The sequence below is a fragment of the Streptococcus mitis genome (assembly GCF_019929545.1).
GTDB lineage: Bacteria > Bacillota > Bacilli > Lactobacillales > Streptococcaceae > Streptococcus > Streptococcus mitis_BU.
Genome location: NZ_JAHZPT010000004.1, coordinates 40,175 through 66,339, shown reverse-complemented (window position 1 = coordinate 66,339; position 26,165 = coordinate 40,175). Strand labels below are relative to the sequence as shown.

At 42.0% G+C, this 26,165-nt stretch carries 27 protein-coding genes, 1 pseudogene and 1 other annotated feature; of the genes and pseudogenes, 1 reads left to right on the top strand and 27 read right to left on the bottom strand.

The features are described 5' to 3' along the window. Nucleotides 1–46: 46 nt before the first annotated feature. From era to ybeY, 3 genes are read right to left on the bottom strand one after another with little or no spacing between them, the layout of a single operon-like run. Entirely contained in the window at nt 47–946 is a 900-nt protein-coding gene (era, locus tag K1I71_RS02365; RefSeq protein ID WP_033686630.1) for a GTPase Era, read from the bottom strand. Nucleotides 947–962: 16 nt separating this feature from the next. Beyond that, a complete protein-coding gene (locus K1I71_RS02360) occupies nt 963–1,358 on the bottom strand; it encodes a diacylglycerol kinase family protein (protein ID WP_000378157.1) in 396 nt (131 codons plus the stop codon). Further along, complete coding sequence (gene ybeY, locus K1I71_RS02355) at nt 1,339–1,836, bottom strand: rRNA maturation RNase YbeY (protein WP_125457983.1); 498 nt, start codon at nt 1,834–1,836, stop codon at nt 1,339–1,341. Before ybeY ends, K1I71_RS02360 begins: the two co-directional genes overlap by 20 nt. A gap of 104 nt (nt 1,837–1,940) precedes the next feature. Between ybeY and pavA the strand changes: the two genes are divergently transcribed. Further along, complete coding sequence (gene pavA, locus K1I71_RS02350) at nt 1,941–3,596, top strand: Rqc2 family fibronectin-binding protein PavA (RefSeq protein ID WP_223330117.1); 1,656 nt, start codon at nt 1,941–1,943, stop codon at nt 3,594–3,596. Between the two features lie 59 nt (nt 3,597–3,655). Here the strand turns inward: pavA and K1I71_RS02345 are convergent, their stop codons facing one another. The 24 genes and pseudogenes from K1I71_RS02345 to cbpE form a co-directional block, all read right to left on the bottom strand. Beyond that, on the bottom strand, nt 3,656–5,362 hold the full coding sequence (locus K1I71_RS02345; protein WP_317628048.1) for a glucosaminidase domain-containing protein: 1,707 nt from the start codon (nt 5,360–5,362) through the stop codon (nt 3,656–3,658). A gap of 98 nt (nt 5,363–5,460) precedes the next feature. Continuing rightward, on the bottom strand, nt 5,461–6,447 hold the full coding sequence (locus tag K1I71_RS02340; RefSeq protein ID WP_223330115.1) for a dihydroorotate dehydrogenase: 987 nt from the start codon (nt 6,445–6,447) through the stop codon (nt 5,461–5,463). Next, nucleotides 6,410–7,210 carry a dihydroorotate dehydrogenase electron transfer subunit gene (locus K1I71_RS02335; protein ID WP_223330114.1) on the bottom strand — a complete coding sequence of 267 codons (801 nt, stop codon included), beginning with the start codon at nt 7,208–7,210 and terminating at the stop codon, nt 6,410–6,412. The genes K1I71_RS02340 and K1I71_RS02335 overlap by 38 nt, the downstream gene beginning before the upstream one ends. A gap of 248 nt (nt 7,211–7,458) precedes the next feature. Further along, nucleotides 7,459–7,839 (bottom strand): lactoylglutathione lyase, encoded by a 381-nt coding sequence (gene gloA / locus K1I71_RS02330; protein ID WP_000157153.1) that lies wholly within the window; start codon nt 7,837–7,839, stop codon nt 7,459–7,461. A 58-nt stretch (nt 7,840–7,897) separates the two neighbouring features. Further along, on the bottom strand, nt 7,898–8,257 hold the full coding sequence (gene rplT, locus K1I71_RS02325; protein WP_000124830.1) for a 50S ribosomal protein L20: 360 nt from the start codon (nt 8,255–8,257) through the stop codon (nt 7,898–7,900). Between the two features lie 51 nt (nt 8,258–8,308). After that, nucleotides 8,309–8,509: a 50S ribosomal protein L35 gene (rpmI, locus tag K1I71_RS02320; RefSeq protein WP_001125943.1), complete on the bottom strand. Its 201-nt coding sequence runs from the start codon at nt 8,507–8,509 to the stop codon at nt 8,309–8,311. 32 nt (nt 8,510–8,541) lie between these two features. Next, on the bottom strand, nt 8,542–9,072 hold the full coding sequence (gene infC / locus K1I71_RS02315; RefSeq protein WP_000848180.1) for a translation initiation factor IF-3: 531 nt from the start codon (nt 9,070–9,072) through the stop codon (nt 8,542–8,544). Between the two features lie 15 nt (nt 9,073–9,087). Further along, nucleotides 9,088–9,219, bottom strand: a sequence feature (ribosomal protein L20 leader region). Between the two features lie 72 nt (nt 9,220–9,291). Next, complete coding sequence (locus K1I71_RS02310) at nt 9,292–11,532, bottom strand: DNA internalization-related competence protein ComEC/Rec2 (protein WP_223330113.1); 2,241 nt, start codon at nt 11,530–11,532, stop codon at nt 9,292–9,294. Continuing rightward, on the bottom strand, nt 11,516–12,163 hold the full coding sequence (locus K1I71_RS02305; protein ID WP_223330112.1) for a helix-hairpin-helix domain-containing protein: 648 nt from the start codon (nt 12,161–12,163) through the stop codon (nt 11,516–11,518). Before K1I71_RS02305 ends, K1I71_RS02310 begins: the two co-directional genes overlap by 17 nt. Before the next feature lie 66 nt (nt 12,164–12,229). Next, the gene (locus K1I71_RS02300; protein WP_223330111.1) at nt 12,230–12,799 is read right to left on the bottom strand and encodes a GNAT family N-acetyltransferase; all 570 of its coding nucleotides are present in this window, start codon (nt 12,797–12,799) and stop codon (nt 12,230–12,232) included. Nucleotides 12,800–12,842: 43 nt separating this feature from the next. Further along, on the bottom strand, nt 12,843–13,826 hold the full coding sequence (locus K1I71_RS02295) for a PhoH family protein (RefSeq protein WP_223330110.1): 984 nt from the start codon (nt 13,824–13,826) through the stop codon (nt 12,843–12,845). An 84-nt stretch (nt 13,827–13,910) separates the two neighbouring features. Beyond that, nucleotides 13,911–14,126 carry a YozE family protein gene (locus tag K1I71_RS02290; protein WP_001232077.1) on the bottom strand — a complete coding sequence of 72 codons (216 nt, stop codon included), beginning with the start codon at nt 14,124–14,126 and terminating at the stop codon, nt 13,911–13,913. An 8-nt stretch (nt 14,127–14,134) separates the two neighbouring features. Next, nucleotides 14,135–14,989, bottom strand: a complete 855-nt coding sequence (gene cvfB / locus K1I71_RS02285) for an RNA-binding virulence regulatory protein CvfB (RefSeq protein WP_223330109.1) — start codon at nt 14,987–14,989, stop codon at nt 14,135–14,137. Nucleotides 14,990–15,048: 59 nt separating this feature from the next. Then, nucleotides 15,049–15,606 (bottom strand): ribosome recycling factor, encoded by a 558-nt coding sequence (gene frr / locus K1I71_RS02280; RefSeq protein WP_001262220.1) that lies wholly within the window; start codon nt 15,604–15,606, stop codon nt 15,049–15,051. Nucleotides 15,607–15,614: 8 nt separating this feature from the next. Then, on the bottom strand, nt 15,615–16,352 hold the full coding sequence (gene pyrH, locus K1I71_RS02275; RefSeq protein WP_223330108.1) for a UMP kinase: 738 nt from the start codon (nt 16,350–16,352) through the stop codon (nt 15,615–15,617). A gap of 83 nt (nt 16,353–16,435) precedes the next feature. Further along, complete coding sequence (gene trmFO, locus K1I71_RS02270) at nt 16,436–17,770, bottom strand: methylenetetrahydrofolate--tRNA-(uracil(54)-C(5))-methyltransferase (FADH(2)-oxidizing) TrmFO (protein ID WP_223330107.1); 1,335 nt, start codon at nt 17,768–17,770, stop codon at nt 16,436–16,438. Between the two features lie 235 nt (nt 17,771–18,005). After that, complete coding sequence (rsmI, locus tag K1I71_RS02265; protein WP_223330106.1) at nt 18,006–18,884, bottom strand: 16S rRNA (cytidine(1402)-2'-O)-methyltransferase; 879 nt, start codon at nt 18,882–18,884, stop codon at nt 18,006–18,008. 2 nt (nt 18,885–18,886) lie between these two features. Next, complete coding sequence (yabA, locus tag K1I71_RS02260; RefSeq protein WP_000358228.1) at nt 18,887–19,204, bottom strand: DNA replication initiation control protein YabA; 318 nt, start codon at nt 19,202–19,204, stop codon at nt 18,887–18,889. A 39-nt stretch (nt 19,205–19,243) separates the two neighbouring features. Then, nucleotides 19,244–20,134 carry a DNA polymerase III subunit delta' gene (locus K1I71_RS02255; RefSeq protein ID WP_223330105.1) on the bottom strand — a complete coding sequence of 297 codons (891 nt, stop codon included), beginning with the start codon at nt 20,132–20,134 and terminating at the stop codon, nt 19,244–19,246. Continuing rightward, nucleotides 20,131–20,769, bottom strand: coding sequence for a dTMP kinase (gene tmk, locus K1I71_RS02250; protein ID WP_223330104.1), 639 nt, complete (start codon nt 20,767–20,769; stop codon nt 20,131–20,133). Before tmk ends, K1I71_RS02255 begins: the two co-directional genes overlap by 4 nt. A 228-nt stretch (nt 20,770–20,997) precedes the next feature. Next, complete coding sequence (proC, locus tag K1I71_RS02245; RefSeq protein WP_223330103.1) at nt 20,998–21,795, bottom strand: pyrroline-5-carboxylate reductase; 798 nt, start codon at nt 21,793–21,795, stop codon at nt 20,998–21,000. A 3-nt stretch (nt 21,796–21,798) separates the two neighbouring features. Continuing rightward, nucleotides 21,799–23,061, bottom strand: coding sequence for a glutamate-5-semialdehyde dehydrogenase (locus K1I71_RS02240; protein WP_223330102.1), 1,263 nt, complete (start codon nt 23,059–23,061; stop codon nt 21,799–21,801). Between the two features lie 9 nt (nt 23,062–23,070). Further along, nucleotides 23,071–24,180: a glutamate 5-kinase gene (gene proB / locus K1I71_RS02235; protein WP_223330101.1), complete on the bottom strand. Its 1,110-nt coding sequence runs from the start codon at nt 24,178–24,180 to the stop codon at nt 23,071–23,073. Nucleotides 24,181–24,280: 100 nt separating this feature from the next. Further along, nucleotides 24,281–26,164 (bottom strand): annotated as a pseudogene (gene cbpE, locus K1I71_RS02230) (phosphorylcholine esterase CbpE). Between the last annotated feature and the right edge of the window lies 1 nt (nt 26,165).

The following is a 26,165-nucleotide window of genomic DNA, read 5'->3' as shown; positions in this document are numbered from 1 at the left end:
GTCCTCCTTCTGTAAAAACAAGAAGCAGGCATGAGCCCACCTCTACTTAGTATTCTTTTTCATTATAGCCAAAGTCAGCCAAATCTAGCTTTTTATCGCGCCAATTTTTCTTGACCTTGACCCAGGTTTCTAGGAAGACCTTGTCTCCTAGCATGAGTTCAATATCACGACGGGCCATGCTACCGATTTTCTTAAGCATAGCACCACCTTTACCGATGATAATTCCTTTTTGACTATCACGCTCGACCATAATGGTTGCACGAATGTGAACCTTGTCTGTCTCTTCATCTCGTTTCATAGAATCCACAACTACTGCGACAGAATGCGGAATCTCTTCACGAGTTAGGTGCAAGACTTTCTCGCGAACCATTTCTGAAACCAAGAAACGCTCTGGATGGTCTGTAATTTGATCAGACGGGAAATATTGGAAACCTTCATCTAGATTTTCACTCAAAATATCCACTAGACGAGAGACGTTATTCCCTTGAAGAGCTGAGATTGGTACAATTTCCTTGAAGTCCATCTGATTACGGAAATCATCAATCTGAGACAAAAGCTGATCTGGGTGAACCTTATCGATCTTGTTCACCACCAAAATCACTGGTACATTAGCAGCCTTGAGACGCTCGATAATCATATCGTCTCCCTTACCACGCGCCTCATCAGCAGGTACCATAAAAAGGACGGTATCCACTTCACGAAGGGTACTATAGGCAGATTCAACCATGAAATCTCCAAGGGCCGTCTTTGGCTTGTGAATCCCTGGTGTATCGATAAAGACAATTTGCTCCTTATCGGTCGTGTAAATTCCCATGATTTTGTTGCGCGTTGTCTGCGCTTTGTCACTCATGATGGCAATCTTTTGCCCCATAACGTGGTTTAAAAAGGTTGACTTCCCAACGTTGGGACGTCCTAAAATGGCTACAAAGCCTGATTTAAAAGTCATAATTTCCTCTTACTGTTTAAAATAATAAATCCCAGATTCGTGGGAGAAAAATCAATGCGCCTGTTAAGGCTGCGAAAAGAGAGACCACTAATACCGCGCCAGCCGCCATATCCTTGGCATTTTTAGCCAGCATGGAAAAGTGATAGTGACTGGCCAAATCCACCACATTTTCAATAGCAGAGTTGATAATTTCAAAGGCTACTACCAAGAAAATGCTCAATAGGAGAAAGAGCCATTCGATTCGTGACACCTGAAAAACAAAACCTGCAAGAATGACTACAAGAGCCGTTACTGCATGTTTTCGCATATTGCGTTCTTCCTTGATAGCAGTAAAAATTCCTGTGATGGCAAATTCTAAACTGGATATCAGGTCACGATTTTTCCATTTTCGTTTATTGTCTTGTGAGTCCATAGGCTGTCAAAATTTCTTCTTGTAAACCGAACATCTCCGCTTCTTCTTCCGGAGTGTAGTGATCATAGCCATTGATATGTAAAAAGCCGTGTACTGCCAAGAAGCCCATCTCACGCTCAAAGCTGTGACCGTATTCCTCGGCCTGCTCATGAGCCTTATCAATAGAGATGAACAGTTCCCCAATATAGGAATCAAACTCAGACATCATCTCTGCCAATTCTGGATTTTCAAGCAAATCCTCTTCGTCAAAGGCAATTTCCAACTCTGGCTTGTATTCAAGGCTGATAACATCTGTCGGACGATCTGTGTCACGGTACTCCAGATTAAGTTCATGACTACGTTCATTAGTCACAAAGGTAACTGCCATTTCCTTGTCTTCTTTTCCTAATTTTTGGGCTGCAAATTCCAAAATTTCTTGGGTTTGTTGCAACATTTCTTTTGAAACTTGACCAGTTTCATCTACCATTTCAATATACATGTGCTTCTCGTTTCTCTTTACTTGGCTTTATTATACCATATTTCCATGATTTTATTCTACCTTTTTGATATAATACTATGGAATACAATCACAAGGAGAGAACGATGTCATTTGACGGATTTTTTTTACGCCACATGGTTGAGGAATTGCGAAGAGAGTTAGTGAACGGTCGCATCCAGAAAATCAATCAGCCTTTTGAACAAGAGTTGGTCTTGCAAATCCGTAGCAATCGCCAAAGCCATCGCCTGCTCCTTTCTGCCCATCCAGTTTTTGGACGCATTCAGCTGACCCAAACGACTTTTGAAAATCCAGCTCAACCTTCCACTTTTATCATGGTTTTGAGAAAATATTTGCAGGGTGCCCTGATTGAGTCGATTGAGCAAGTGGAAAATGACCGTATTGTGGAAATGACAGTTTCCAATAAAAACGAGATTGGAGACCATATTCAGGCTACCTTGATTATCGAAATTATGGGGAAACACAGTAATATTCTACTGGTCGATAAAAGCAGTCATAAAATCCTCGAAGTTATCAAACATGTTGGCTTTTCACAAAATAGCTACCGTACCTTGCTTCCTGGATCGACCTATATCGCTCCGCCAAGTACGGAATCTCTCAATCCTTTTACTATCAAGGACGAGAAACTCTTTGAAATCCTGCAAACACAGGAAACGACAACTAAGAACCTTCAAATCCTCTTTCAAGGTCTAGGACGCGATACGGCAAATGAATTGGAAAGCATACTGGTTAGTGAAAAACTTTCCACTTTCCGAAACTTTTTCAATCAAGAAACCAAGCCATGCTTGACTGAGACTTCCTTCAGTCCAGTTCCTTTTGCAAATCAAGTGGGAGAGCCTTTTGCCAGTCTTTCTGATTTGTTGGACACCTACTATAAGGACAAGGCTGAGCGCGACCGTGTCAAACAGCAAGCCAGTGAACTCATTCGTCGTGTTGAAAATGAACTTCAAAAAAATCGACATAAGCTAAAAAAACAGGAAAAAGAGTTACTAGCAACAGACAATGCTGAAGAATTTCGCCAAAAAGGAGAATTGCTGACAACCTTCCTCCACCAAGTGCCTAACGACCAAGACCAGGTTATCCTAGACAACTACTATACCAACCAACCTATCACGATTGCGCTTGATAAGGCTCTGACTCCCAACCAGAATGCCCAACGCTATTTTAAACGGTATCAGAAACTCAAAGAAGCTGTCAAATACTTGACTGATCTGATTGAAGAAACAAAGGCAACCATTCTCTATCTGGAAAGTGTGGAGACCGTCCTCAACCAAGCTGGACTGGAAGAAATCGCTGAAATCCGTGAAGAATTGATTCAAACAGGTTTTATCCGCAGAAGACAGCGAGAAAAAATTCAGAAACGTAAAAAACCAGAACAATATCTAGCAAGCGATGGCAAAACCATCATCTATGTCGGACGCAATAACCTGCAAAATGAGGAACTAACCTTTAAAATGGCACGCAAGGAGGAACTTTGGTTCCATGCCAAGGACATTCCTGGAAGCCACGTTGTCATCTCAGGCAATCTTGACCCATCTGATGAAGTCAAGACAGACGCAGCAGAGCTGGCCGCCTACTTCTCTCAAGGACGCCTGTCAAATCTGGTGCAGGTAGATATGATTGAAGTCAAGAAACTCAATAAACCAACTGGTGGAAAACCAGGCTTTGTCACTTACACAGGACAAAAGACCCTCCGTGTCACACCAGACCCAGAAAAAATTGCATCCATGAAAAAATCCTGATTTTACTTGAAATCAGGATTTTTAACTTATACTCACTCAAATCATATCCAATTATAGGACTAATCTTTGCCACCTAGTTTCTCATTGATTTTCATCATCACACTAGCAATTTTTTCACCCCAATAAGGGTCTGATGCATATTCAACATTCATACCAGACGCCTTGTTTCCAAGGAAAGTTCTGCCCTTATCGATATAATTTTCCTTAATCCACTTGCTTGCACCTAAAATTCCCTTATCCACATCATCAAATGTCTTGGCAGAAAGGTAAGGAGTCGTATCATAGGCTGTAATTCCAAAGAAATTATTCTTATCTTTGGCAATCTTGCTACGTCCCCAGTCGCTTTCTAAGGCACTATGAGCAAGGAGATAGAGGGCATTGATATGGTAATGTTCTTCGGCTTCCTTAAAGGTAGCTCCCTTATTTTCCAGGAGGCTATTGTCAATATTTAACAGACTAAATACCTTATCCAAATCTTCAGCACTATAGTTTGTAGCCTCTGTCAAATCTTTAAAAAGGAAGGGATTTTCAAGGTTAAAACCATCAAAATGCAGTCCATCTGCCGAATAATATTTCTTGCCTACTTCCATATCAGAAAGATGAGCAGATACTGGGATACTAGCATTCTGAGCCACATAGTGATAAAAACGGTGGCCATCACTCTCATAATAAGGGATAAAGTTCTTACTAGCATCTAGTGCTTGTAAATCTTCTGTTTTCATATAGCCTGACAAACCAGAAATAGTAATAGCCAGGCGCTTGTCATCACTTTTTCTATCCTTATCTAGCCAAACAACACTACCTTGCGATATATAGGACAGCTTTTCACCATCTGCATTATAGATATTTGCTGTAACTGGAAGGACCTGATAATAATCAGAGCTAGTCTTGGACTCCTTATGCCACTTTCCATCGTTTCCTAACTGATGACCATCAATAGTCTCATTTTTTGCCATGTAGCCACCGGATTTGAAGTAGTACCAGGCTTGACTTTTAGAATCGTATATCCATTCTTTCTCAGCCATTTTGCCATCAGACTTGAGATAAAACCATGACTCCTTATCCAAAATCCATTCATTGGCTGCCATATAGCCACCGGATTTTAGATAATAATAGTGACCATTTTCGAAAATCCATTCTTTATCAGCATGATTTCCAGTTTCTTTAATGTAAAACCAAGATTGGTATTGTTTGTCAAAAAGCCAACCTTGCTGTACTTTAGCGCCACTAGCGCTCACATAAGCCTGTTCAATCCACTGACTTGTCAGTAAATAACCACCGGATTTGAAATAATAGTCCTTGCCCTTAATTTGGAGCCATTCTTTCTCTGCGTGTTGTCCATCTGCTTTGATATAAAACCAAGCATCATATTGAGAATCATATACCCAGTCTTCTATTACCTTAGCACCTGTAGCACCGACATAGGAAGTTCCTAGCCAAGCATTTCTTTTCATCTTTCCATCTTGGTCAAGATAATAAAAGACTCCCTTGTCTTCTATCCATTCTAATTTGGCCATATAGCCACCAGATTTGAGGTAAAAATAGTCGTCACCTTGCTTCAACCATTCATTTTCAGCATAGTTAGCATCTGCTTTAATATAAAACCAAGACTGATAATGAGCATCAAAAACCCACTCATTAGCCGCTTGGTTGCCATCTGCTTTCAGGTATTGTTTTCCTTGCCAAGTACCATCGCTAGCCATTGCACTCTCTGGTCTGACTAAGAAAAATAGCAGGGCTAAAAAAATAAATCTCAATTTCTTCATTAATTTACTTCCTCTGTTCTTACTCATTTCATTATATCAAAATTCTCTATAATCAACATTACAAACTAATAAAAAATCAAGAACAGATTGATTGCTGTTTACCTCAGAGACTCTTTTACTTCCTTGCGTAGATTTTCTAGACTGCTGATGCCGTATTTGTCCATGACTTTTGGCAGATTTTCAATAATATCAGGGCAGGCATAAGGATTGGTAAAGTTGGCTGTTCCAACTCCAATAGCAGATGCTCCAGCCAGATACATTTCTAGGGCAGCTTCAGCCGAATCCACTCCTCCCATTCCAATGATAGGCAGATCTGTTGTTTGGGCGACTTGGCGGATAAGTTTGAGGGCTACTGGAAAGACTGCTGGACCAGACATTCCACCTGTTCCATTGGCCAAGATTGGTTTTCTGGTTTTGAGATCAAAACGCATACCAACCAGAGTATTGATCATGGTTAAGCCACTTGCTCCCGCATCTTCTGCAGCTTTTGCGACAGTAACGATATCGGTCACACTAGGGGTTAATTTGACATAAACTGGCACATCAGAAGCTTCCACAGCTGCTTTCACCACATCATAAGCCAGATCAGGATCTTGACCAATCAAGAGTCCATGATTACAGTGATCTACGTTGGGACAAGAAATATTGAGCTCAATAGCCTTCACATTAGCTGCCTTGGAAATACCATGAGAAACAGCCGCATACTCTTGTTTTGAAAAACCAGCCACATTAGCGATAATAGGAAGATTTGGATACTCTCTTTCCAGCCAAGGCAGTTTTTCAGCTAAGACAGCTTCCAAACCCGGATTTTGCAAGCCAATTGCATTAAGCATACCAGCGGGTGTTTCTGCCACCCTTGGAGTTGGATTGCCAAAACGGGGTTCAAGTGTTGTCGCCTTGATCATGATAGAACCTAAAAGGTCTAAATCATAGTACTTGGCATACTCTTGTCCAAAACCAAAACAGCCTGAGGCTGGAATAATCGGATTTTTCAAATCCAAGCCTGGTAGAGAAACTTGTAAACGATTTGTAGTCATGATTTTCTCCTTATAATACAACTGTTCCTGTGCGGAAAACAGGGCCATCTTCACAGACACGTTGGCTGACCGTCTCGCTTTCTGGTACTTTTAGGACACAGGCATAGCAGGCCCCCATCCCACAAGCCATACGAGATTCCAGAGATAGATAGGCTCTAGGGTGGTCATAAAAGGTTTGATTAATATACTTCATCATTCCTGGAGCCCCACATGAGTAAACAGCATCAAATTGATTGTCTAAATCCTTGATAACAACGGAAACATTTCCCTTGATACCATAAGAACCATCATCTGTCGTTACAAAGACTTGACCATATTGAGCTAATTCCGTCTCTAAAATAACAGCATTCTTAGTCGCAAAACCGAGAACTGTCACTACTTTCACACCACGCTCATGCAATTCCTTGGCCACCTCAAGCAAGGGAGGAACACCAATTCCTCCACCAACGAGGAGAACCTGGCTCTGCTCATCTAGGTCAGACAAGTCAAAACCATTCCCCTGAGGTCCCATCACATCAAGAGTATCTCCCTGACTTAAGGTTGAAAAAATAGCTGTCCCAGCTCCCTCAATCCGATAAATGAGATGACACTGCTTCTTAACCTTATCAATAGACGAAATTGAAATAGGGCGACGCAAGAGATGGGCATCATCAGGCACACGAAGATGAAGAAATTGGCCTGCCCGCATAGCTTCAACCATTTCCCCTTCTAGGACTAATTCAAAGATTGCTGGCGCGATTTCTTCCTGTGCTACCACCTTCATGGTTGCCAAACGAATTGCACCCAAACGTTTCTTACATGTGGGATTCACGACTTTTCCTCCTTAAATTTTAAGGGGACCAGACAAAGAAAAGACCTTGCTAGTGCAAGGCCTCAGTTAAAATCGTACAAGACAAGAGAGCACACTCAAAAAGTCTCCTCTAGAAAATTGTACTATTCTTTTATCTGACACCTTGTGAGTCTCTCTGGACTCCCCTTAAAGGTTAAATTTTTATTAGTATACTCTTTCAACCAAAAAAAGTCAAGTAGAAAACGAACATTCTACTTGACTTCACGAGATTATTTTTCACGAATGACTTCGACCTTGTAGCCATCAGGGTCTTTGACAAAGTAATAGTTAGGTGCAGTTCCTGGTAGGCCATTTGGCTCAGTCACTTCATAACCTTTTGCACTGTGCTCTTGATGAAGAGCTTCAAGATCGGGTGTACTGAGGGCGATATGGGCAAACCCATCTCCGACCACATAAGGACCATGATCGTAGTTATAAGTCAACTCCAACTCATAGTCGTCACCCTCAAGTCCTAGATAGACAATCGTGAAGGCATGGTCTGGAAAATCTCTGCGACGCAATTCTTTAAAACCAAAAGCATCTTGATAGAATGCAATTGATTTTTCAAGATTTTCTACTCGCAAGCAAGTATGTAGCATTTTTGAAGCCATATTTTTCTCCTTAATTTTTAAAAAGACTGGGACAATCCTGTTCCAGTCTTATCTGTTATTATTTACCAAGTTTTGCTTTAGCTGCATCTGCAAGAGCTGTGAAAGCTGCTGCATCGTTAACAGCCAAGTCAGCAAGCATTTTACGGTTAACTTCAATCTCAGCCAATTTCAAACCATGCATCAATTGTGAGTATGAAAGTCCGTTCAAACGAGCTGCCGCATTGATACGAGTGATCCACAATTTGCGGAAGTCACGTTTTTTCTGACGACGGTCACGGTATGCATAGTAGTAAGAGTTCATTACTTGTTCTTTTGCAGTACGGAACAAGATGTGTTTAGCTCCATAGTAACCTTTTGCTAATTTAAGAATACGTTTACGACGTTTGCGTGATACAACGCCACCTTTAACACGTGCCATGTTTTATTTCCTCCAAATATTTCCTAGAATTTTTTACTTACAGTCAAGCTATTATTTCAAGCGAGTAAGCATTGCTTTGATACGTTTGTAATCTCCTGAATGCACCATAGATGCTTTACGAAGATGACGACGTTGTTTCTTAGTTTTTCCGTGGAAACGGTGAGAAGTGTAAGCACGGAAACGTTTAAGTCCACCAGAACCTGTACGTTTGAAACGTTTAGCTGATGCGCGGTGTGTTTTTTGTTTTGGCATGATTTTTTCTCCTTTATTTAACTTTCTGACAATTATTTTTTGTCAGTCGCTGGCGCCAATTGCATGAACATTTGACGTCCATCCATTTTAGCACGTTGTTCGATGATGGCAATATCTTGAGTTGCTTCAGCAAACTCGGCTAAAACTTTTGCACCAATCTCTTTATGGGTAATCATACGACCCTTAAAGCGAATAGATACCTTAACTTTATTTCCTTTTTCAAGGAATTTGCGTGCATTGCGAAGTTTTGTATCAAAGTCACCCTTGTCAATAGTTGGACTTAGACGAACTTCTTTCACAGTAACAACACTTTGTTTTTTACGTTGTTCTTTTTGCTTCTTCTGGTACTCAAATTTAAACTTACCGTAGTCCATAATTTTTGCAACAGGCGGTTTGGCTTGGGGTTGAATCAATACTAGGTCAACATTAGCGTTATCAGCCAAAGCTTGCGCTTCACTGAGTGGCTTAATGCCTAGCTGTTCTCCTTCAAGACCAATCAAGCGAACTTCACGTACACGAATCTCATCATTGATGAATAAGTCTTGCTTTGCTATGGTTTTCACCTCTTTTGTTTTATTAGAGAAAAACAATAGCGGACTCGTAAATATACAAGCCCGCACGTTATGATAGCGTTTCTTAGAAACTTTTCATCCGTAGGGCCAGGCAACTTAATGTCACAAGGCGAGAAGCTCTCACTTCTGCTTTTCTCAACTTTTATATGATACCAAGTTTTCTAGCCCTTGTCAAGATAAAAAGTTATTTTTTTGAAAAGTTTCTGCTCATTAACCAACCGTTTCGATTTTCCAACTTTTCCATCCTTTAAAGCGTATAGCTCCTTGCTGGTCAGTTCGGTAAACTTTACTATTGATAGTTTCCAGTCGTGTCAAGGTTTCCTGATGGGGGAGTTTCGTTCGATTGCTCTTTCCAACTGAGATAAGAGTAAGCTCTGGTTTGAGTTTTTCTAGAAAGGCTGAACTTGATGATTTTTTAGAGCCATGTTGGCTAGCTTTCAATACATCCACCTCTAAGTCAGGATATTGCTTCAGCATGTCCTTCTCTCCTTTCTCCTCCAAATTTCCCGTGAAGAGAAAGTGCTTATCCAAGAGTTTTCCATACAAAACCAGGGAATCTTCATGATCTCTATCTCCAATTTTACTTGAAGATAGGACTTCTAACTGACTTCCAAAAATTGGCAAATTCTCTCCCACTAACACACTACGAACCTTGGTTTGAGTCGCCTGTAGTTCTGCCACAATTTCCTTCTGTTTCAAACTGCCTTTGGACACTAAAATTTCGCCTACATGGAAAGCCTTGGTCACCTCCAACAAATCTCCAACATGTTCCTTGTCCGTATTTGTCAAAATCAGCTGGTCAATCTTGGCTACTCCTCGACTTTTTAGATAGGGAATCAAGGTTCGCTGGGCATTGCTGGTTGTCGCCTTTTCTTGCCATTTTTCGATTTTCTTATCAGATTCTGCCTTGCCACCTACATCTATGAGAATGGTTTTCCCAGTTACATCCCGTAGGAAAATACTTTCTCCTTGCCCCACATCCAGCATGGTAATTTCATTTTCCAGTGGATGCTTGGTCAATAAAAAGAGACCCACAATAAGTAAGCTGAAGCCAGCTACTCTTTTGATATTTTTCCTCAAATCATAGACTAAAGCCAAAGAAATTAATAGTAGTATCAACAGCCATGCATTGGGTTGTCCAAAGACCAGAGGTCTACTTGCCACCTGCGATACCAAGCGAATAATGTCCTCCAACCATTCAAAGATAAAATTCAGCTGAATGACTGGATAGAGAAAGGAAAGGGCAAATAAGATAGACAAGAGCGGTAAGAAGACCAAGTCAAATAGAAAGGAAAAGACAAAGGTCAAAAGAATGGACCAAGGTTGAAATTCCGCAAAATAGAAGGATAGAATAGGCAATATTCCAAAGGAAATGACTAGACTTTCTCTGGCAATAGCCTTAAGCCCCTCCCCTTCTTTGCTGGTCATGGTCAAGATAAAAGCATAGGCGCAGGACAAGACACCTCCTGCTGTCAAGAAAAAGTTGGGCATGACAATAAAGAGGACAAGGACCGTCAAGGCAAAATTATCCAAGCCCTTAACACCATGTTGAGCCAGTAGCTTTTGCAAAAGACTGCGGATGACCGATGCTGAAAATCCTGTCAGTCCTGCATAGATAAGGGAAAAGGGATAGGTCAGCCATTTCAACTTTTCTTGGGTCAAGCCTAATCGCAAGAGTAGTTTCTTAAACCCGTCCATGAAAAAACCTACCTGCATCCCCGACAAGGCAAAGAGGTGGATAATTCCTAAACTAGAATAAAGCTCATTCATCTCCTCAAAATCTGTGTCCAGATGCCCTAACAAGAGACCTGTCATGTAATTGCGCATAGGGTCTGGAAAATGTGTCTTAATCCAAACCACAGCCTTTCGGCGTAAACTGGATAGATTTTCTCCTATATCCCAACTGCCAACCTTTTGAAGTGACTGGATTTTTTTGATATTGAGAGTCTGGTAAATTCCCTGAGTTTTCAGATAGGCTTGGTAGTCAAAACCATCAAAATTTCTCTGCCCTTCTGGCTCCGAAAGCTTCCCTTCTAGTTCCAAGTCATGAAGAGCTGTTAAGGCTTGAAAGGCTTCTTTTTCATTCTCGGACTGGAGTTTATAATAGACTTGAAAAATGCGTCCATCAGACTTACCACGAAAGGATAGACTATCACCATTGACCTTAATAGTGTCAGATAAAATCCGTACCCTTTCAACAGAAACAGCCAAATTTTGACTCGCTTGACTCTGTTGCCAATTTTGAAACAGAAACCAGAAGCCAAAGATTCCGCAAATCACTAGAACTCTGCCCGCAGATTTCCAAGCAAATTGGAAAAAAAGACAGATTAGCAGAAAAACGAAACCCAACAAAGCAAGATAGGATGCCGAGAAAATAGCGTAGTAAAGCCAAAGCAATAGAAAACTCAGATAAATTAGGGGAATGGGGATGTTCTTAATCCACTGTAACATAGTCTTTTAGCTTTTCTATGGTCTTAGCACCAATGCCAGAGACCTTCTTGAGTTCGTCTACTGACTTGAACTTGCCATTTGTTTCACGATGGTCAATAATATCCTGGGCTCGTTTTCCTCCCAACCCCTTGACCTGCTTGAGCTCTTCCAGACTGGCCTTGTTGAGATTGACCTTCTTTTCCTTGCTTGTTGAAGAAGTCGCTCCAGAACCTGACTGTTGACTAGCTTCTTCTCCCTTAGTTAGAACGTAAACCAGAGCCTCATCACTAACTTTCTGAGCTAGATTGAGCGACTTGCTATCTGCTTGATCTGTCAAGCCACCTGCCTTCTGAACAGCGTCATTGACCCTACTACCAACTGGCAAGTCATAAATACCTGGCGATTTAACAGCTCCCTTCACATCTACCGTGATTAGATCTTGTTCAAAAGGTTCTTCCTTTTCTTCCTTCTTCACTTCCTTTTCGGATACCGAATTTTTGGAAACTGCTTCGACTTCTGCCTGCAAATTCGTTTCCTGGACAGGTGTTTGTGGAGCTGGCTTTAGCAGGAAAAATCCTCCTACAAGCAAGCCCAGACCAGTACAGATGACAATGATTTTATACTCTTTGATTTTCTCGATAATTGCTTCCATATTTTCTCCTCTCTTAGATTATTCGTAAGAGGAAGAAAAAACAGTCGAAAATTTCTTCTCAACTGCTTATTTATTTGCAAAATAGTCTTCCTTGGTCAAGACATAATGAACTCTTGTAACGATTCGGCCTTCTTCATGCTGGTCCATACAAGCATATGGTTCTGCATGGGAAAAACACATGCCTGATTTCTCCATGACCTTTCCAGATGCAGGATTGTCCTTATCGTGAAGGGCGGTCAACTTGTTCATTCCAATCTTCTCAAAAGCTAGCTCAATTACGGCACGATTGGCTTCTGTCGTCAATCCTTGATTCCAATACTTTTTATTGATAATGTAGCCAATAGCTGCCTTCTTAAGAACAGAATCAATCTTGTACAAATCAATGGTTCCAATAAACTGACCATTGCTTTTTAATTCTATTCCCCAGCGTCCCAAGGGATTGGTCAAGTAGAACTGAGCAATGCTATTCTTGGTTTCTTCCAAGCTTTGATTGGTTGGAAATGTGTAACGTGTATTATCCTTGTCTGAGGCATAGGCAAACATTGCTTCTGCATCATCCAAGGTTACAGGTCTAAGCAATAAACGCCCTGTCTCCACTATTGGATACTGAGCTAGTTTTAAAAAGATTGATTCCATATGTTTCTTCCACCTGAACTGCTCTTTTTTGCTATTCTGTTTCTTATTGAACTTCTTCCCGCTCTTCATTTTTAATTGGAGCTGGTTCATAAGCTCGGATAATCTGAGCGACAACTGGATGGCGAACCACATCCTTGGCTGAAAAATGAACAAAGTCAATCTGATGGATGTTCTTGAGCTTTTCTTGGGCATCAATCAAACCGGACTTGACGTTACGCGGAAGGTCAATCTGACTGATATCTCCATTGACAATCATCTTAGAATTAAAGCCTAAACGAGTCAAAAACATCTTCATCTGCATGATAGTCGTATTTTGCGCCTCATCGAGAATGACAAAGGCATCATCCAAGGTCCGTCCACGCATATAGGCAAGGGGCGCAATCTCGATAATTTCACGCTCCATGAGACGAGTCGTTTGGTCTTTTCCCAGAATCTGATACAAGGCATCATAAACGGGTCGAAGATAAGGATCTACCTTCTCTTTAAGATCACCCGGAAGAAAACCTAGACTCTCGCCTGCTTCCACTGCCGGGCGTGTTAGGATAATCCGCTTAACCTGACCACGTTTAAGAGCTGTCACCGCCAAGGTCACTGCAAGAAAGGTCTTCCCTGTACCTGCTGGCCCAATTCCAAAGGTCACATCATGCTGTTTGACACTGTCCACATAAAGTTTTTGACCCAGTGTTTTGACACGGATAGGCTTCCCTGTATTGTCCTTGATAATTTCTTCTTCATAAAGGGCGACAAACTTGTCGATTTCATCGTTTTTGACCATGCTAATTGCAGTCACCACATCTGGCGTACCAACGGTCATCCCGCGATTCACCAAGACCATGAGAGCTTGAATAACCTGACGGGCTTCCTCGCAAGCAGACTCTTCTCCCAAAACTTGGACAATCTCCGTACGAGCATGAATCACCACATCAAGCTCCTCTTCCATCAAACGAAGATGGCGCTCATTGGAACCAAAAAGATGAAACAGGTCATCTGGATGACTCAGTTGAATGTCTATTGAATGTTCCTTCAAATAAAGAACCTCTCTAATCCGTTTATTTCTTTTTATTATAGCAAAGGGGCGGAGAAATTACTAGCCCAAACCCAATGAATCATGCTAGTGTTCTAAGTATTCTTGCCAGATAGCGTCAAAGTCACCTAGGTTAAAAGAGAAACTGGCATGCTCCTCTAAAAAGCGACTGACCTCATCAAAATCGTCTGTATGTTTTGGGAAGGCTGATTCTTCAAAGGCTAGGTCTGCTAGGATAGCTTTGGGACTGTCACTTTTAGGATTGCGCTCAGTCATAAGCCAAGTGTAAAATGATTTTCTCATATGTCTCCCTAAATCAACTCTGTACCAAACTGGTCTTGCTTGATTTTGCCAGCCTTCATCAAGCCACCAAGTGCTTTTTTAAACTGACCTTTAGAAATGCCAAAGGTTGCCTTGATGTCATCTGGAGATGACTTATCATTTAAGGTCATGAAACCGCCATTGCTTTCCAAATAAGTCAAAATCATCTGAGCATCATTTTCCAACATCTCAAAAGAACGTGGTTTAAGGGAAAGGTTCAAGGTACGGTCCACTTCACGGAAACCAATGACACGCACATCTAAAACTTGACCCAAACGTGGCTCTGCGTAACGCTCGCTAGGATGGATAAAACCAAGCATATTATTTTCTGGCAGGTAAACAAAAGTTCCTGACAGCTTGAGGCGGTATACAATGGCTGGCCAGTTTTGATTCTGCATGTTGTTGTAGGCAGGACGAACCAGACGTTGGAAGTCTTCTTGATAGGCCAAGAGTCCCCAGATGCGGTCTTTCTTGTCCACTTCAAGACGGATGTAGAGTTGGTCGCCCTTCTTAGGCCAAAGTTCCTTGAGCTCAGGGAGGATATCAAGTGACACTACGATTTCCTTATCAGGTAGGCCTGTATCCACAAAGACACCCAAGTCTTTACGAACTTCCGTTACAGTTCCCCAACCAAATTGGTCCTGAGTGGCAGTCACTTCTAAGGTTGTCAGGCGGAGTTTTTGCTTCATATCCGTGTAGGCAAAACCTTTGACCGTATCCCCTACTGTATGTTGACCTTCTTCCTTGGCAAGAGCATAGGTTTGACCATCCTTTTGCACAAAGTAAAAACGGTCGTTTTCATCGATGATCAGTCCAACGATAAAACTTGCAAGATTTGTATTCATATTTCCTTCTTTCGAATAAAACTCAGCCAGCAATGCCAACTGAGTTTTTCTGTTTATTTTTAGACTTCCAAAAGTTCTTTTTCTTTGTTAGCAGTCATGTCGTCGATGTGTTTAACAGCATCGTCTGTTACTTTTTGAATGTCTTTTTCAAGAGTCTTCAATTCGTCTTCAGTGATTTCTTTTGCTTTTTCTTGTTTCTTAGCTTCGTCCATAGCATCGCGACGGATATTGCGGACAGCCACTTTAGCATTTTCGCCGACCTTCTTCACTTCTTTAGCAAGGTCACGACGAGTTTCTTCTGTAAGAGCTGGGATAACCAAGCGAATCACAGAACCATCATTAGCTGGTGTGATACCAAGATCAGAAGCGTTCAAGGCACGTTCGATGTCTTTCAATGAAGACTTGTCAAATGGTGTTACCAACAAAACACGCGCTTCTGGAATCGTAATTGAAGCGATTTGGTTAAGAGGAGTTTCGACTCCATAGTATTCTACATGTACACGGTCAAGCAAGCTTGCATTGGCACGACCGGCACGGATAGCACCAAATTCACGAGCAAGTGAGTGGTGAGATTGGGTCATTCTCTCTTTAGCTTTTTCAATAATTGCGTTAGCCATAATCTTTCTTATTCCTTTTCTTCGATACTGTTTGAAACTGTTGTTCCGATATTTTCACCAAATACGACACGTTTGATGTTGCCTGGTTGGTTCATGTTGAAGACAACCAAGTCAATGTCGTTATCCATTGAGAGGGTTGAAGCTGTTGAGTCCATGATACGGAGACCTTTATTGATAACGTCACGGTGGGTCAATTCTTCAAACTTAACGGCTGTCTTGTCTTTCTTAGGATCGGCATTGTAAACACCATCGACACCGTTTTTAGCCATAAGAATGGCATCCGCTTCGATTTCAGCTGCACGAAGGGCCGCTGTTGTATCTGTTGAGAAGTAAGGTGAACCAATTCCAGCACCAAAGATAACGATACGGCCTTTTTCAAGATGACGAAGGGCACGTCCACGGACATAAGGCTCTGCCACTTGTTGCATAGCAATAGCTGTTTGCACACGTGTATCAACCCCAACTTGTTGCAATGAATCTGCCATCACAAGAGCATTCATAACAGTCCCAAGCATTCCTGTGTAATCTGCCTGAACGCGGTCCATTCCTGCTTCTGCTGCAGGTTCTCCACGCCAGAGATTTCCTCCACCGATAACAAGGGCAATTTCGATACCTAAGCTATGAACTTCTTGAATCTCTTTTGCGATTGTTTGAACTGTTTGGATATCAATCCCTACGCCACGTTCACCGGCAAGGGCTTCACCTGATAACTTGATTAAAATACGTTTATACTTGGGATTCGCCATTTTCACTCTCCTTTTTTTATCCTACCTATTTTATCACAATTTCTAAGATTTTTATAGTATCATGAGCAATTCTTTCAAAAAAATTAGACCGTTAAAAATTCCTCTAAGTCAGAAAGAGCACGCTCTGCAATTTTTTCATAACGAGCCTTCTTATCACGGATACGCTCGCCTTCCAACTCCTTGATAATCCCAAAGTTGACATTCATTGGTTGGAAATGTTTACTGTCAGCATGGGTGATGTAATGAGCTAAGCTTCCGATAGCCGTCGTCTCTGGGAAAATAGCCTCGCTTTCTCCCTTGAAGAGACGAGCCGCGTTAATTCCCGCAACTAAGCCTGACGCTGCGGACTCAACATAGCCTTCCACACCCGTCATCTGACCAGCAAAGAAGAGATTTGGTTGTTTCTTAGAACGGTAAGTCTGCTCAAGAAGATTTGGTGAATCCATGTAAGAATTGCGGTGCATAACACCATAACGTACAAACTCAGCATTTTCAAGACCTGGAATCATTTGGAAGACACGCTTTTGCTCTCCCCATTTGAGGTGGGTCTGGAAACCAACGATATTGTAGAGGCTACCAGCAGCATTGTCCTGACGAAGCTGAACCACCGCATAAGGTGTTTTGAACTCTCCATCACGAGGTCCTGTGTAGTCGTCCGGATACTCAAGCCCCACTGGTTTCATAGGACCATAAAGCATGGTTTTAATACCACGTTTAGCCATGACTTCGATAGGCATACATCCTTCAAAATACTTTTCTTTTTCGAAAGAATTGAGCGGTGCTTCTTCCGCATTAACCAAGGCTTCATGGAAATCCATAAACTCCTGCTTGTTCATTGGAGCGTTGAGATAAGCGGCTTCTCCCTTATCATAACGAGACTTGAGATAGACCTTGCTCATATCGATAGTGTTGACGTCGATAATAGGCGCTGCCGCATCGTAGAAATAGAAACCATCGCCATCATTAAGGGCATGAATCTTCTCAGCCAAGGTATCGCTAGTCAAGGGACCAGTAGCGACAACTGTGATTACATCAGTCGGTAATTCTGTAATTTCATCACGAACCACTTCAATCAAGGGATGGTTGACAACTTTTTCGGTCACCATTTGGGAGAAACCGTCGCGATCCACCGCAAGCGCACCACCTGCAGGAACACGTGTAGCCTCAGCAGATTCCAAAATAACTGAACCCAAGCGACGCATTTCTTCCTTGAGAAGACCCACTGCATTTGTCAAAGCATCTCCACGAAGAGAATTGGAACAAACTAACTCAGCAAAATTGTCTGTTTTGTGCTGAGGTGTTGACTTGACACCACGCATTTCATAGAGTTTAACTGGAATACCACGTTCTGCGATTTGGTAAGCTGCTTCAGAACCTGCCAAACCAGCACCGATAACATTGATATAAGATTGAGACACGACACTAATACCTCTTTGGGAGTGTGAAGACAAGGTTCACATTGAAAAAGCCAATCAAACTTAAGAGTTTTCGAGTTTCTTGGCTCAGGCTGAAAAAGTCCCCCGGACTTTCCTCGCTCTCGAATTTCTTGGCTCAGGCTGAAAAAGTTCCCCGGACTTTTTCACTCCCACAAATCTTTCTAATTTTTTCTTCTACTAGTATAACAAAAAAAGGGAAGAAGGCAAACTTCCCTGTTTAGTCATTTTCTTGATTTTCTTCCCAGTCGTGGTAGGCTGCGTAAAGCTGGCTCTTATTCCACTGGTAAAACTTAGCTACTTCCTTGATAGCTTGATTTTTCTTCATGCCTTGCTGGATACGAGTTTGGATTTCTAAGAACAAGTCTTCCTCGTCTTTTTCTTCCACATCCTGACTGGCACCTTCAACGATGAGAAGGCATTCTCCCTTAAGTGGCGTTTCAGAGATGTTTTCCAGCAATTCAGAGATCTTTCCTCTTTGGTATTCTTCATAGATTTTAGTCAATTCCCTGACCAAGACGACCGAGCGATCACCGTAGACTTCTAGCATATTTTCCAATGTATCTGCTACACGATGAGGGGATTCATAGAAAATTTGTGTTTCAGGATAGTCTTTTTTCGAGTCGAAAAATTGCTTTTGCTGGCCTGATTTTCTCGGTAAAAAGCCGTAAAAGATATGTGGCTGTGGCGCTAAACCACTGGCGATCAAGGCAGAAATTCCTGCAGAGGCACCTGGAACAGTCACAACCGAAATTTCTTCCTCAATAGCTGCCTTAACCAAATCATGACCAGGGTCTGAGATACTAGGCAGACCCGCGTCGGATACCTGGGCAATGCTTTGTCCTGCTTTCAGGAAACCAATCAAATCCGGAATCTTTTCCTTGGCATTGTGCTCATGAAAACTAATCTGCTTGGTAGAAATGTCAAAATGCTTGAGCAATAGACCTGTATTGCGCGTGTCCTCAGCAGCAATCCAGTCCACTTCTTTCAAGGTCTGAATAGCTCGAAAGGTCATATCATCTAGATTGCCAATCGGCGTTGCCACTAGGTACAGCTTGCCATAGGGAGACTGCCCCTTAAAACTTTTTTGAATCTGCATGCCTACTCCCTGTACAACAACTCGTCACAGAACATACATTCCTCATCCTGCTCTCTACGTTGTCCATAAAAATCATTACAAACGTGAAATCCATCCCGGTAAATGCGACGGACACTTTCACGAACATGCTTAGCCTTGACAGGAGCATCTGCTTCCACCTCACCCAAGCGTTCGCGCAACTTACTATTTTCCAAGCGAAGAGCTGTATTTTCCTCTACCAGGCTCTTGAGATTTTTCTTGATGGCTTCCACATCGGCCAAGGTTACCAATAACTGTTGGGAAAAATCATCCAGCGCGTCAAATAATTCTTTTTTGTCCATAAAACAGCCCTTTCCTTTCTTTATCGATCATTTTTGAGTTTATATTTCTTTCAAGACAAGATATTCCATGGCATTTTGAAAGCTGACATTAGCTTGCCACATTTTTCTAGCTTCTAACAAATCTTGTAAAATCATTCGTACTCTTGCTTGCAGGAGGTCCTGCCCACAGAGGACTTCAAGAATCCGTAAAACCTGATCTTGTTTTTCCTTGTCATCTGCCAAGTTAGCTAATTTAGCAACCTGCAGATAACTTTCTTTTTTCTTAGCTACTAACCAAGTCAGCAGGCGTTCACTTTCATCGACCAAGGTCCAAAAACTTGCCTGATTAGCCAACTTTTCTGCTTCAGCTCGCGATTGACTAAACTGAGCTAAAAGAGTCGCTTTTTTCTTAACCAGCCCCATTTGTTCTAAGAGCAAGATGAGCTTCTCTTCTTGCTTTTTAAAGTGGAAAATCTGGGTTCGACTACGGATGGTCGGCAACATCTTTTCCTCATCGCTAGTCAAGAAGAAAATGTAAACCTCACTCTGGGGTTCTTCGATAACCTTGAGCAGAGAATTGGCTGCATTAGGATGCATTTTCTCAGCTTGCTCAATAATAAAGACCTGTTGTTGGCTTTCAATCCCTGCTTGAGAAAACTGCCCCACCAATTCTCGAATCCGTTCTGTCTTGATGACCTGATTGACTGGCTTAATCATAGTAACATCGGGAAATTCTCCCTGTTCAATCAGCTTACAATTTCGGCATTTCTCACATGGTAAAACACCTACTTTATCTGTACAAAAGAGGCTCTTAGCTAAAAATTGCGCCATTTCCAAGCTTCCAAAGAAACCTGAAAAGAGGTAAGCATGATTGAGCTGGTCTTGCTCCAAGATACGGACAAAGCGGTCAAACTGATCTGGCTGCCAGGCCTTTAGTTGATCTTGTTTCATTTGGCCAAGCCCATTCTGTCAAACAAGACAGCCTTGGTTGTTTCTACAACTTGCTCCAAAGGAAAACTAGCATCAATCTTTACAATGCGATTTCCTTCTTTATCCAGAAGAGAAAGGTAGCCTTGACGAACTTTTTTATGCAAGTCCAACCCTTCCAAGTCCAAACGATTGACCTCGCGGTCACTATTAGCAGCAATGCGAGCCAGCCCTTCTTCCACCTCGATGTCAAAATAGAGGGTCAAATCAGGTTTGAGTCCATCTGTCGCAAAATGGTTAAGCCAGTCAATGGCTTCAATGTCCAATCCACGACCAAATCCCTGATAGGCAAGAGAACTATCGATAAAACGATCCATAATGACCAACTTGCTAGCTTCAAGTGCTGGAAGAACTTTTTCCACCAAGTGCTGTCTGCGACTGGCGATATAGAGAAGGAGTTCCGTTTTAGGATCCATCTGAGTATGACTTGGGTCCAAAATCACTTCCCGAATCTTCTCCCCAATCAAGACTCCGCCAGGTTCACGGGTCGTCAGCACCTCTACCCCTTTTTCCTCTAAAATTGGTAGCAGAGCCTCTAAAACACTGGTCTTTCCTGCTCCCTCTGGTCCCTCAAGAGAGACTAAAAATCCTTTTGACATGTCTAACTCATTTCTTTTTTACTACTTCTATTCTATCAAAAAATAGGGGTTTGTGACAATCTTTTTTGTCTTCTCATTTAATACTCAATGAAAATCAAAGAGCAAACTAGGAAGCTAGCCGCAGGTTGCTCAAAACACTGTTTTGAGGTTGCAGATGGAAGCTGACGCAGTTTGAAGAGATTTTCGAAGAGTATCAGCCACCATAAAAGAGGCAGACAAAACTACCTCTTATTTACCTAGTTCTTGTGTTCGTTTGTAGGCTTGACCAACTGCATCCATGACTGTTCCTCGAAAAGCATGCGCTTCTAGGCTTGCTACACCAGCGATAGTCGAACCACCTGGGCTACAGACTTGGTCTTTCAAGACCCCAGGATGTTGCTGACTTTCAAGGACCAATTGCCCAGCCCCTACCACGGTTTGAGCTGCCATTTTTAAAGCTGTTTCCCGTGGCAATCCTGTCTGAACACCTGCATCTGCCAAGGCCTCAATAAAGAGATAGACAAAAGCCGGCCCACAGCCTGCAAGACCTGTCGCCGCGTCGATTAAGCCTTCTCCTAGTTCAACCAAGAGACCAGCCTTAGTTAAAAGCTGACAAAAGAGATCACTGTCCTCAACCCTGCAATTAGGAGACAAGGCATAGCTAATCACTCCTTGACCGATAGAAGCAGGAGTATTTGGCATCATACGAATAATTCTGTGTTGATTTGGGATAAGACTTGCTAGTTTTTCTAAAGTCAATCCAGCTGCCATGGAAATCAAAAGAAGACTTTCTCTTTTTTCAAGGATGGTCTGGTATTGAGAAAGCAGTTCAGAAAACTGAGCAGGCTTAACTCCTAGAAAAATCACATCTGCTTCTGCGAAGATTTCGTCATTGCTAGAAGCCTGACCGCCAAAGTCGGCGATGAAAGCATCCACCTTGGCTTGACTACGATTGGCAAGGAGAAGGTCATCGCTCGTCTTGGCCTGCAAGACAGCCTTGGCCAAACTAGCCCCCATATTCCCCAAACCGATAAATCCAATCTTCATCTCTTACTCCCTTATCTGCCCATCACCAGCAACCACATACTTGTAACTGGTCAACTCTTTCAAGCCCATTGGACCACGCGCGTGCAATTTCTGGGTAGAAATCCCCATTTCACAACCAAGACCAAATTGGCCTCCATCTGTGAAACGAGTTGAGGCATTGACATAGACAGCTGCAGAGTCCACTTGATCTGTAAAGTATGCTGCAGCTTCAGCATTTTCCGTCACAATGGCATCCGAATGATGGGTACTGTGGGTTTCAATATGGCTAACCGCTTCTTCTAAACTACTCACAACCTTAACAGCTAGGACATAGTCTAAAAACTCGGTGTCAAAGTCTTGTGCTTCAGCTGCTTGGCCTGAAACAAACTGACTTGCTTTACTATCCAAGCGGAATTGAATTGGCTCCAGTCCAGCTTCCTTACGCTCTGCAACTAGAACTTGCTCCAAGCGAGGAAGGAAACTTGCTGCTTTGTCTTCATGAACAAGTAGAACCTCCATGGCATTGCAGACAGAAGGACGACTAGTTTTAGCATTGTTGATAATAGACAGAGCCTTGTCTTCGTCTGCATCCTTATCGACATAAACATGGACAATCCCTGTCCCGGTCTCGATAACAGGTACGATCGCATTCTCAACCACTGCATTGATCAAACCAGCTCCCCCACGAGGAATAAGAAGGTCTAGATAGCCCTTGGCCTTCATCATGGCATAGCTACTTTCACGGCTGGTATCTTCCACCAGTTGAATCACATCTGGGTGAATAGTAGTCGTCTCCAAACCCTTCTTCAAGGCTGTGACAATAGCATGTGCTGTTTGATAGGCATCCTTACCACTACGAAGAACAACTGCATTTCCACTCTTGAGAGCCAGAGCAGCCGCGTCAGACGTCACATTTGGACGACTTTCATAGATAATACCAATAATCCCCATAGCCACCCGTTTCTTTGTGATAACCAAACCATTTTCAAGATGATTGGTTTCTAAAACTTCACCGATTGGATCTGGTAAAGCAACCACTTCACGAATCCCAATTGCCATTGCTTCTATACGCCCTGCATCCAAATAAAGACGATCCAGCATCACATCTGAGATTTTCCCCTTAGCCGCTGCCATATCGAGGGCATTTGCCGCTAAAATCTCCTCTGTAGCAGCCACTAAGTGATCAGCCATGGCTAGCAAGGCTTGGTTTTTCACCTCTTCACTAGCTGTGTTGATCGATTTTTTAACAGCCTGTACCTGTTCAAATTGTTCTTGTGTACTTACCATAGTTTACCTCTAAAATTCTGTAAAGAGTAGTTGGATTTCAGGAGTAATGGAAATCCAGTCATCACGGTGAATCAGGACACCCTTGGCTTTTTGAGAACGCAACATATCCTCCAAAGCAGATGCTCCAAATTGCACGCGTCCTTTTCCAAGTGATTTTCCACTTTCCTTGTCAAATACTGTCACAATATCACCGTAAGAAAAGGCTCCTTCTGCGTCAACAATACCAGATAAAAGGAGACTCTTGCCATGTTGAGAGAGAGCTTCAGCAGCCCCTTTATCAACCCAAATAGAACCTTGGCTCTGAGCATAAAAGGCCAACCATTGTTTCTGGGTACGAAGTCCCTTCTCTTGGGCAACAAAGTAGGAACCATCCTTAGTCACCTCAGCTGCCTCAATCATGGCATCCGCCTTCAAGGATGAACAGATATAAACTGGAACTCCTGATTCTGTCGCAATAGTTGCAGCCTTGATTTTTGTTAGCATGCCCCCAGTTCCGTTTGAAGAACCTGCCCCACCGGCCATATCAATAATCTCACGATTGATAGTCTCGATTTTCTCCAAGCGTTTGGCTGTTGGATCTGAATTAGGATTTCCAGTATAAAGACCGTCTACGTCTGTCAGGAGGACCAAAAGGTCTGCTTGGACCATGGCCGCTACCTGTGCACTCAGAGTATCATTGTCGCCAACCTTGAGCTCATCAATGACGACACTATCATTCTCATTTATGATAGGAATCGCGCCACGGCTAAGTAGAACTGACAAAGCCTGATGGGCATTTTTATAACGGCGCTTATCCACAAAATCATCCTGAGTCAGTAAGATTTGTGCAGAAACGATTTGGCGCAAGAGAAGATTGGTCGTGTATTCTTCCAACAAAAGCCCTTGTCCTACCGCTGCTGAAGCCTGTTTATCAGCAATCTTAGTCGGACGCTTTTTAAATCCTAAGGCCCCAAAACCTGCAGCAATGGCACCTGACGACACCAAAATCAATTCATGACCAGCTTCGTGCAACATAGCCAATTGCTGGGTAATAGCCTTTACCTTACTACGTGATAAACTTCCATCCTCATTTGTCAGAGAAGAAGTCCCCACCTTAAAGACAATCCGTTTGTATTTCATAGTCTCACTCCGATTCTTCATATTTATCCATTATAACATGAATGACAGTAAATAGAAAAGAGTTGATAGGAAAAAGAAGGCCCTAAAACCTTCTTTTTTACTACTGTTCTGATTCCGATTTATTTGCACTCGTTTCAGAGCTTTGTGAAGTTGAAGAAGTCAAATCTTGACTAGTTGAAGAACTTGTAATACTTTCGTGTTGACTCGTTTCTTTATTTTCAAGATCTTTTTTCACTACTTCATTGGATTCTTTTATTTCTGAGTTGCTTGTATCTCTAGTTGTAGCAGATTTCTCTACCGGAACATCCACTAACCAGGCACCACTTGAATCAACAGTATAGCCTTCTGGTGTCTTACCATTCACAAGTAATTGACCATTTTCTTTCAAGAAGTACCATTTATCCTTGTCTTTAATCCAACCTATAGCTCGTGAACCATCTGTCTTGTAGAAATACCAATCATTTGCCTTTTTGAGCCAGCCTTGCTTCATAGCTCCTGATTCTTCTAGATAGTAATGATGACCAGAAACTTCTATCTCGCCTGTCTTCATGGTACCAGTAGAATCCATATAGTACCAGGTTTCTTTATCTTTTACCCAGCTCGTTTTCATTTCCCCTGATTGAGCAAAATAGTACCATTGTCCATCAATCTTACGCCATCCTGTTATCATATCCCCATCATTTGATAGATAATAGGTCTGACCGCCAGTATTAAGCCAACCAGTCTCCATCTGATTTTCTTTGTTGAAATAATACCAGCTTCCATTGATTTTCTTCCAATTTTTAGCAGATGCACCAGAGTCTGTCAAATAGAACCAACGATTGTTCCATTTTTTCCATTGATTCTGTAACAAGATACCCGTTTGGTTGAAGTAATACCATTCACCCTTGATTTCATTCCAACCAACTGCATATTCTCCTGTAGAGTCAGGCGCTTGATACCACCAGTTTCCATAAGCACTCTTATGCCAACCAGCTTGAAAACTTGGAATCTACTTGTATGAAGTTGAAATATTGACAAAACCATCTTGTCGAATATCAAAAACTGTCGCATCATAGTCTTTGCTGGCTGCGTTAATTCTCTCAATTCCTCGTTCTTTAAGCCAATTGACATACTCACTATCAACACCATTTTTCCAAGGTAAACTATCCGAAGTTTGAACAATCAAACTCGGACTCAAATTTTTAATAAAATCCTTGGTATTTGATTTGTTGGTATCATGGTGATGATTAAACTTCATCAAATCAACTTTTCCAATGAGAGGACCATACTTGTCTTCTGCTCCATGAACATTATCTAAGTCGCCCCCAAGGTAAATTTTCTTACCATTGACTTTTACCACGCTAATCAAAGAATTAGAATTATCATCCCAAATTTTCTTTAATTCACCTGATGAACCGGTTTCATTTTCATAGTTATAGAGTTGAATATCCATGTCCCCAAACTGAAAATGAGCATCTCCTTGTGTGATGTTTTGAATAACTGAAACACCTTTTTCTGCAGCAGTCTGTAAAACCTTATCATAGCCATACAGATTATCCCATAGACGTTCTGAATTAGTAATACGATTATCACTATATTTTTTAAGATAGACTCGGTCAACTGGATAGGTAAACAGTAATTCATCAACATTTCCAATATGATCACTGTGAGTATGGGTCACCAAAATAAAATCAAGTTTTTGGACACCCAATTCCTTCAAACGACGAAAGACACGGTCTGTTAGAACATGCTTATAAGACGTTTCAATTCCTTCTCTCCATGGATAGCGAGAATCACTTCCATCTGGGAAATCATAATCTTCTCCTGTATCCACCATGGCAAAATGTCCATTACTTTCAAGAATGATCGCATCACTGCCACCTTCTTGAACATTGATAAAGTGGATTTTATTTCCTGAACTTTCTTGAGCTTGAACATTCCCGTGCCATGACAAACCTAAAAAAGCGCTCGCAAGTGCTAAACTAGTTAATTTCTTTTTCATT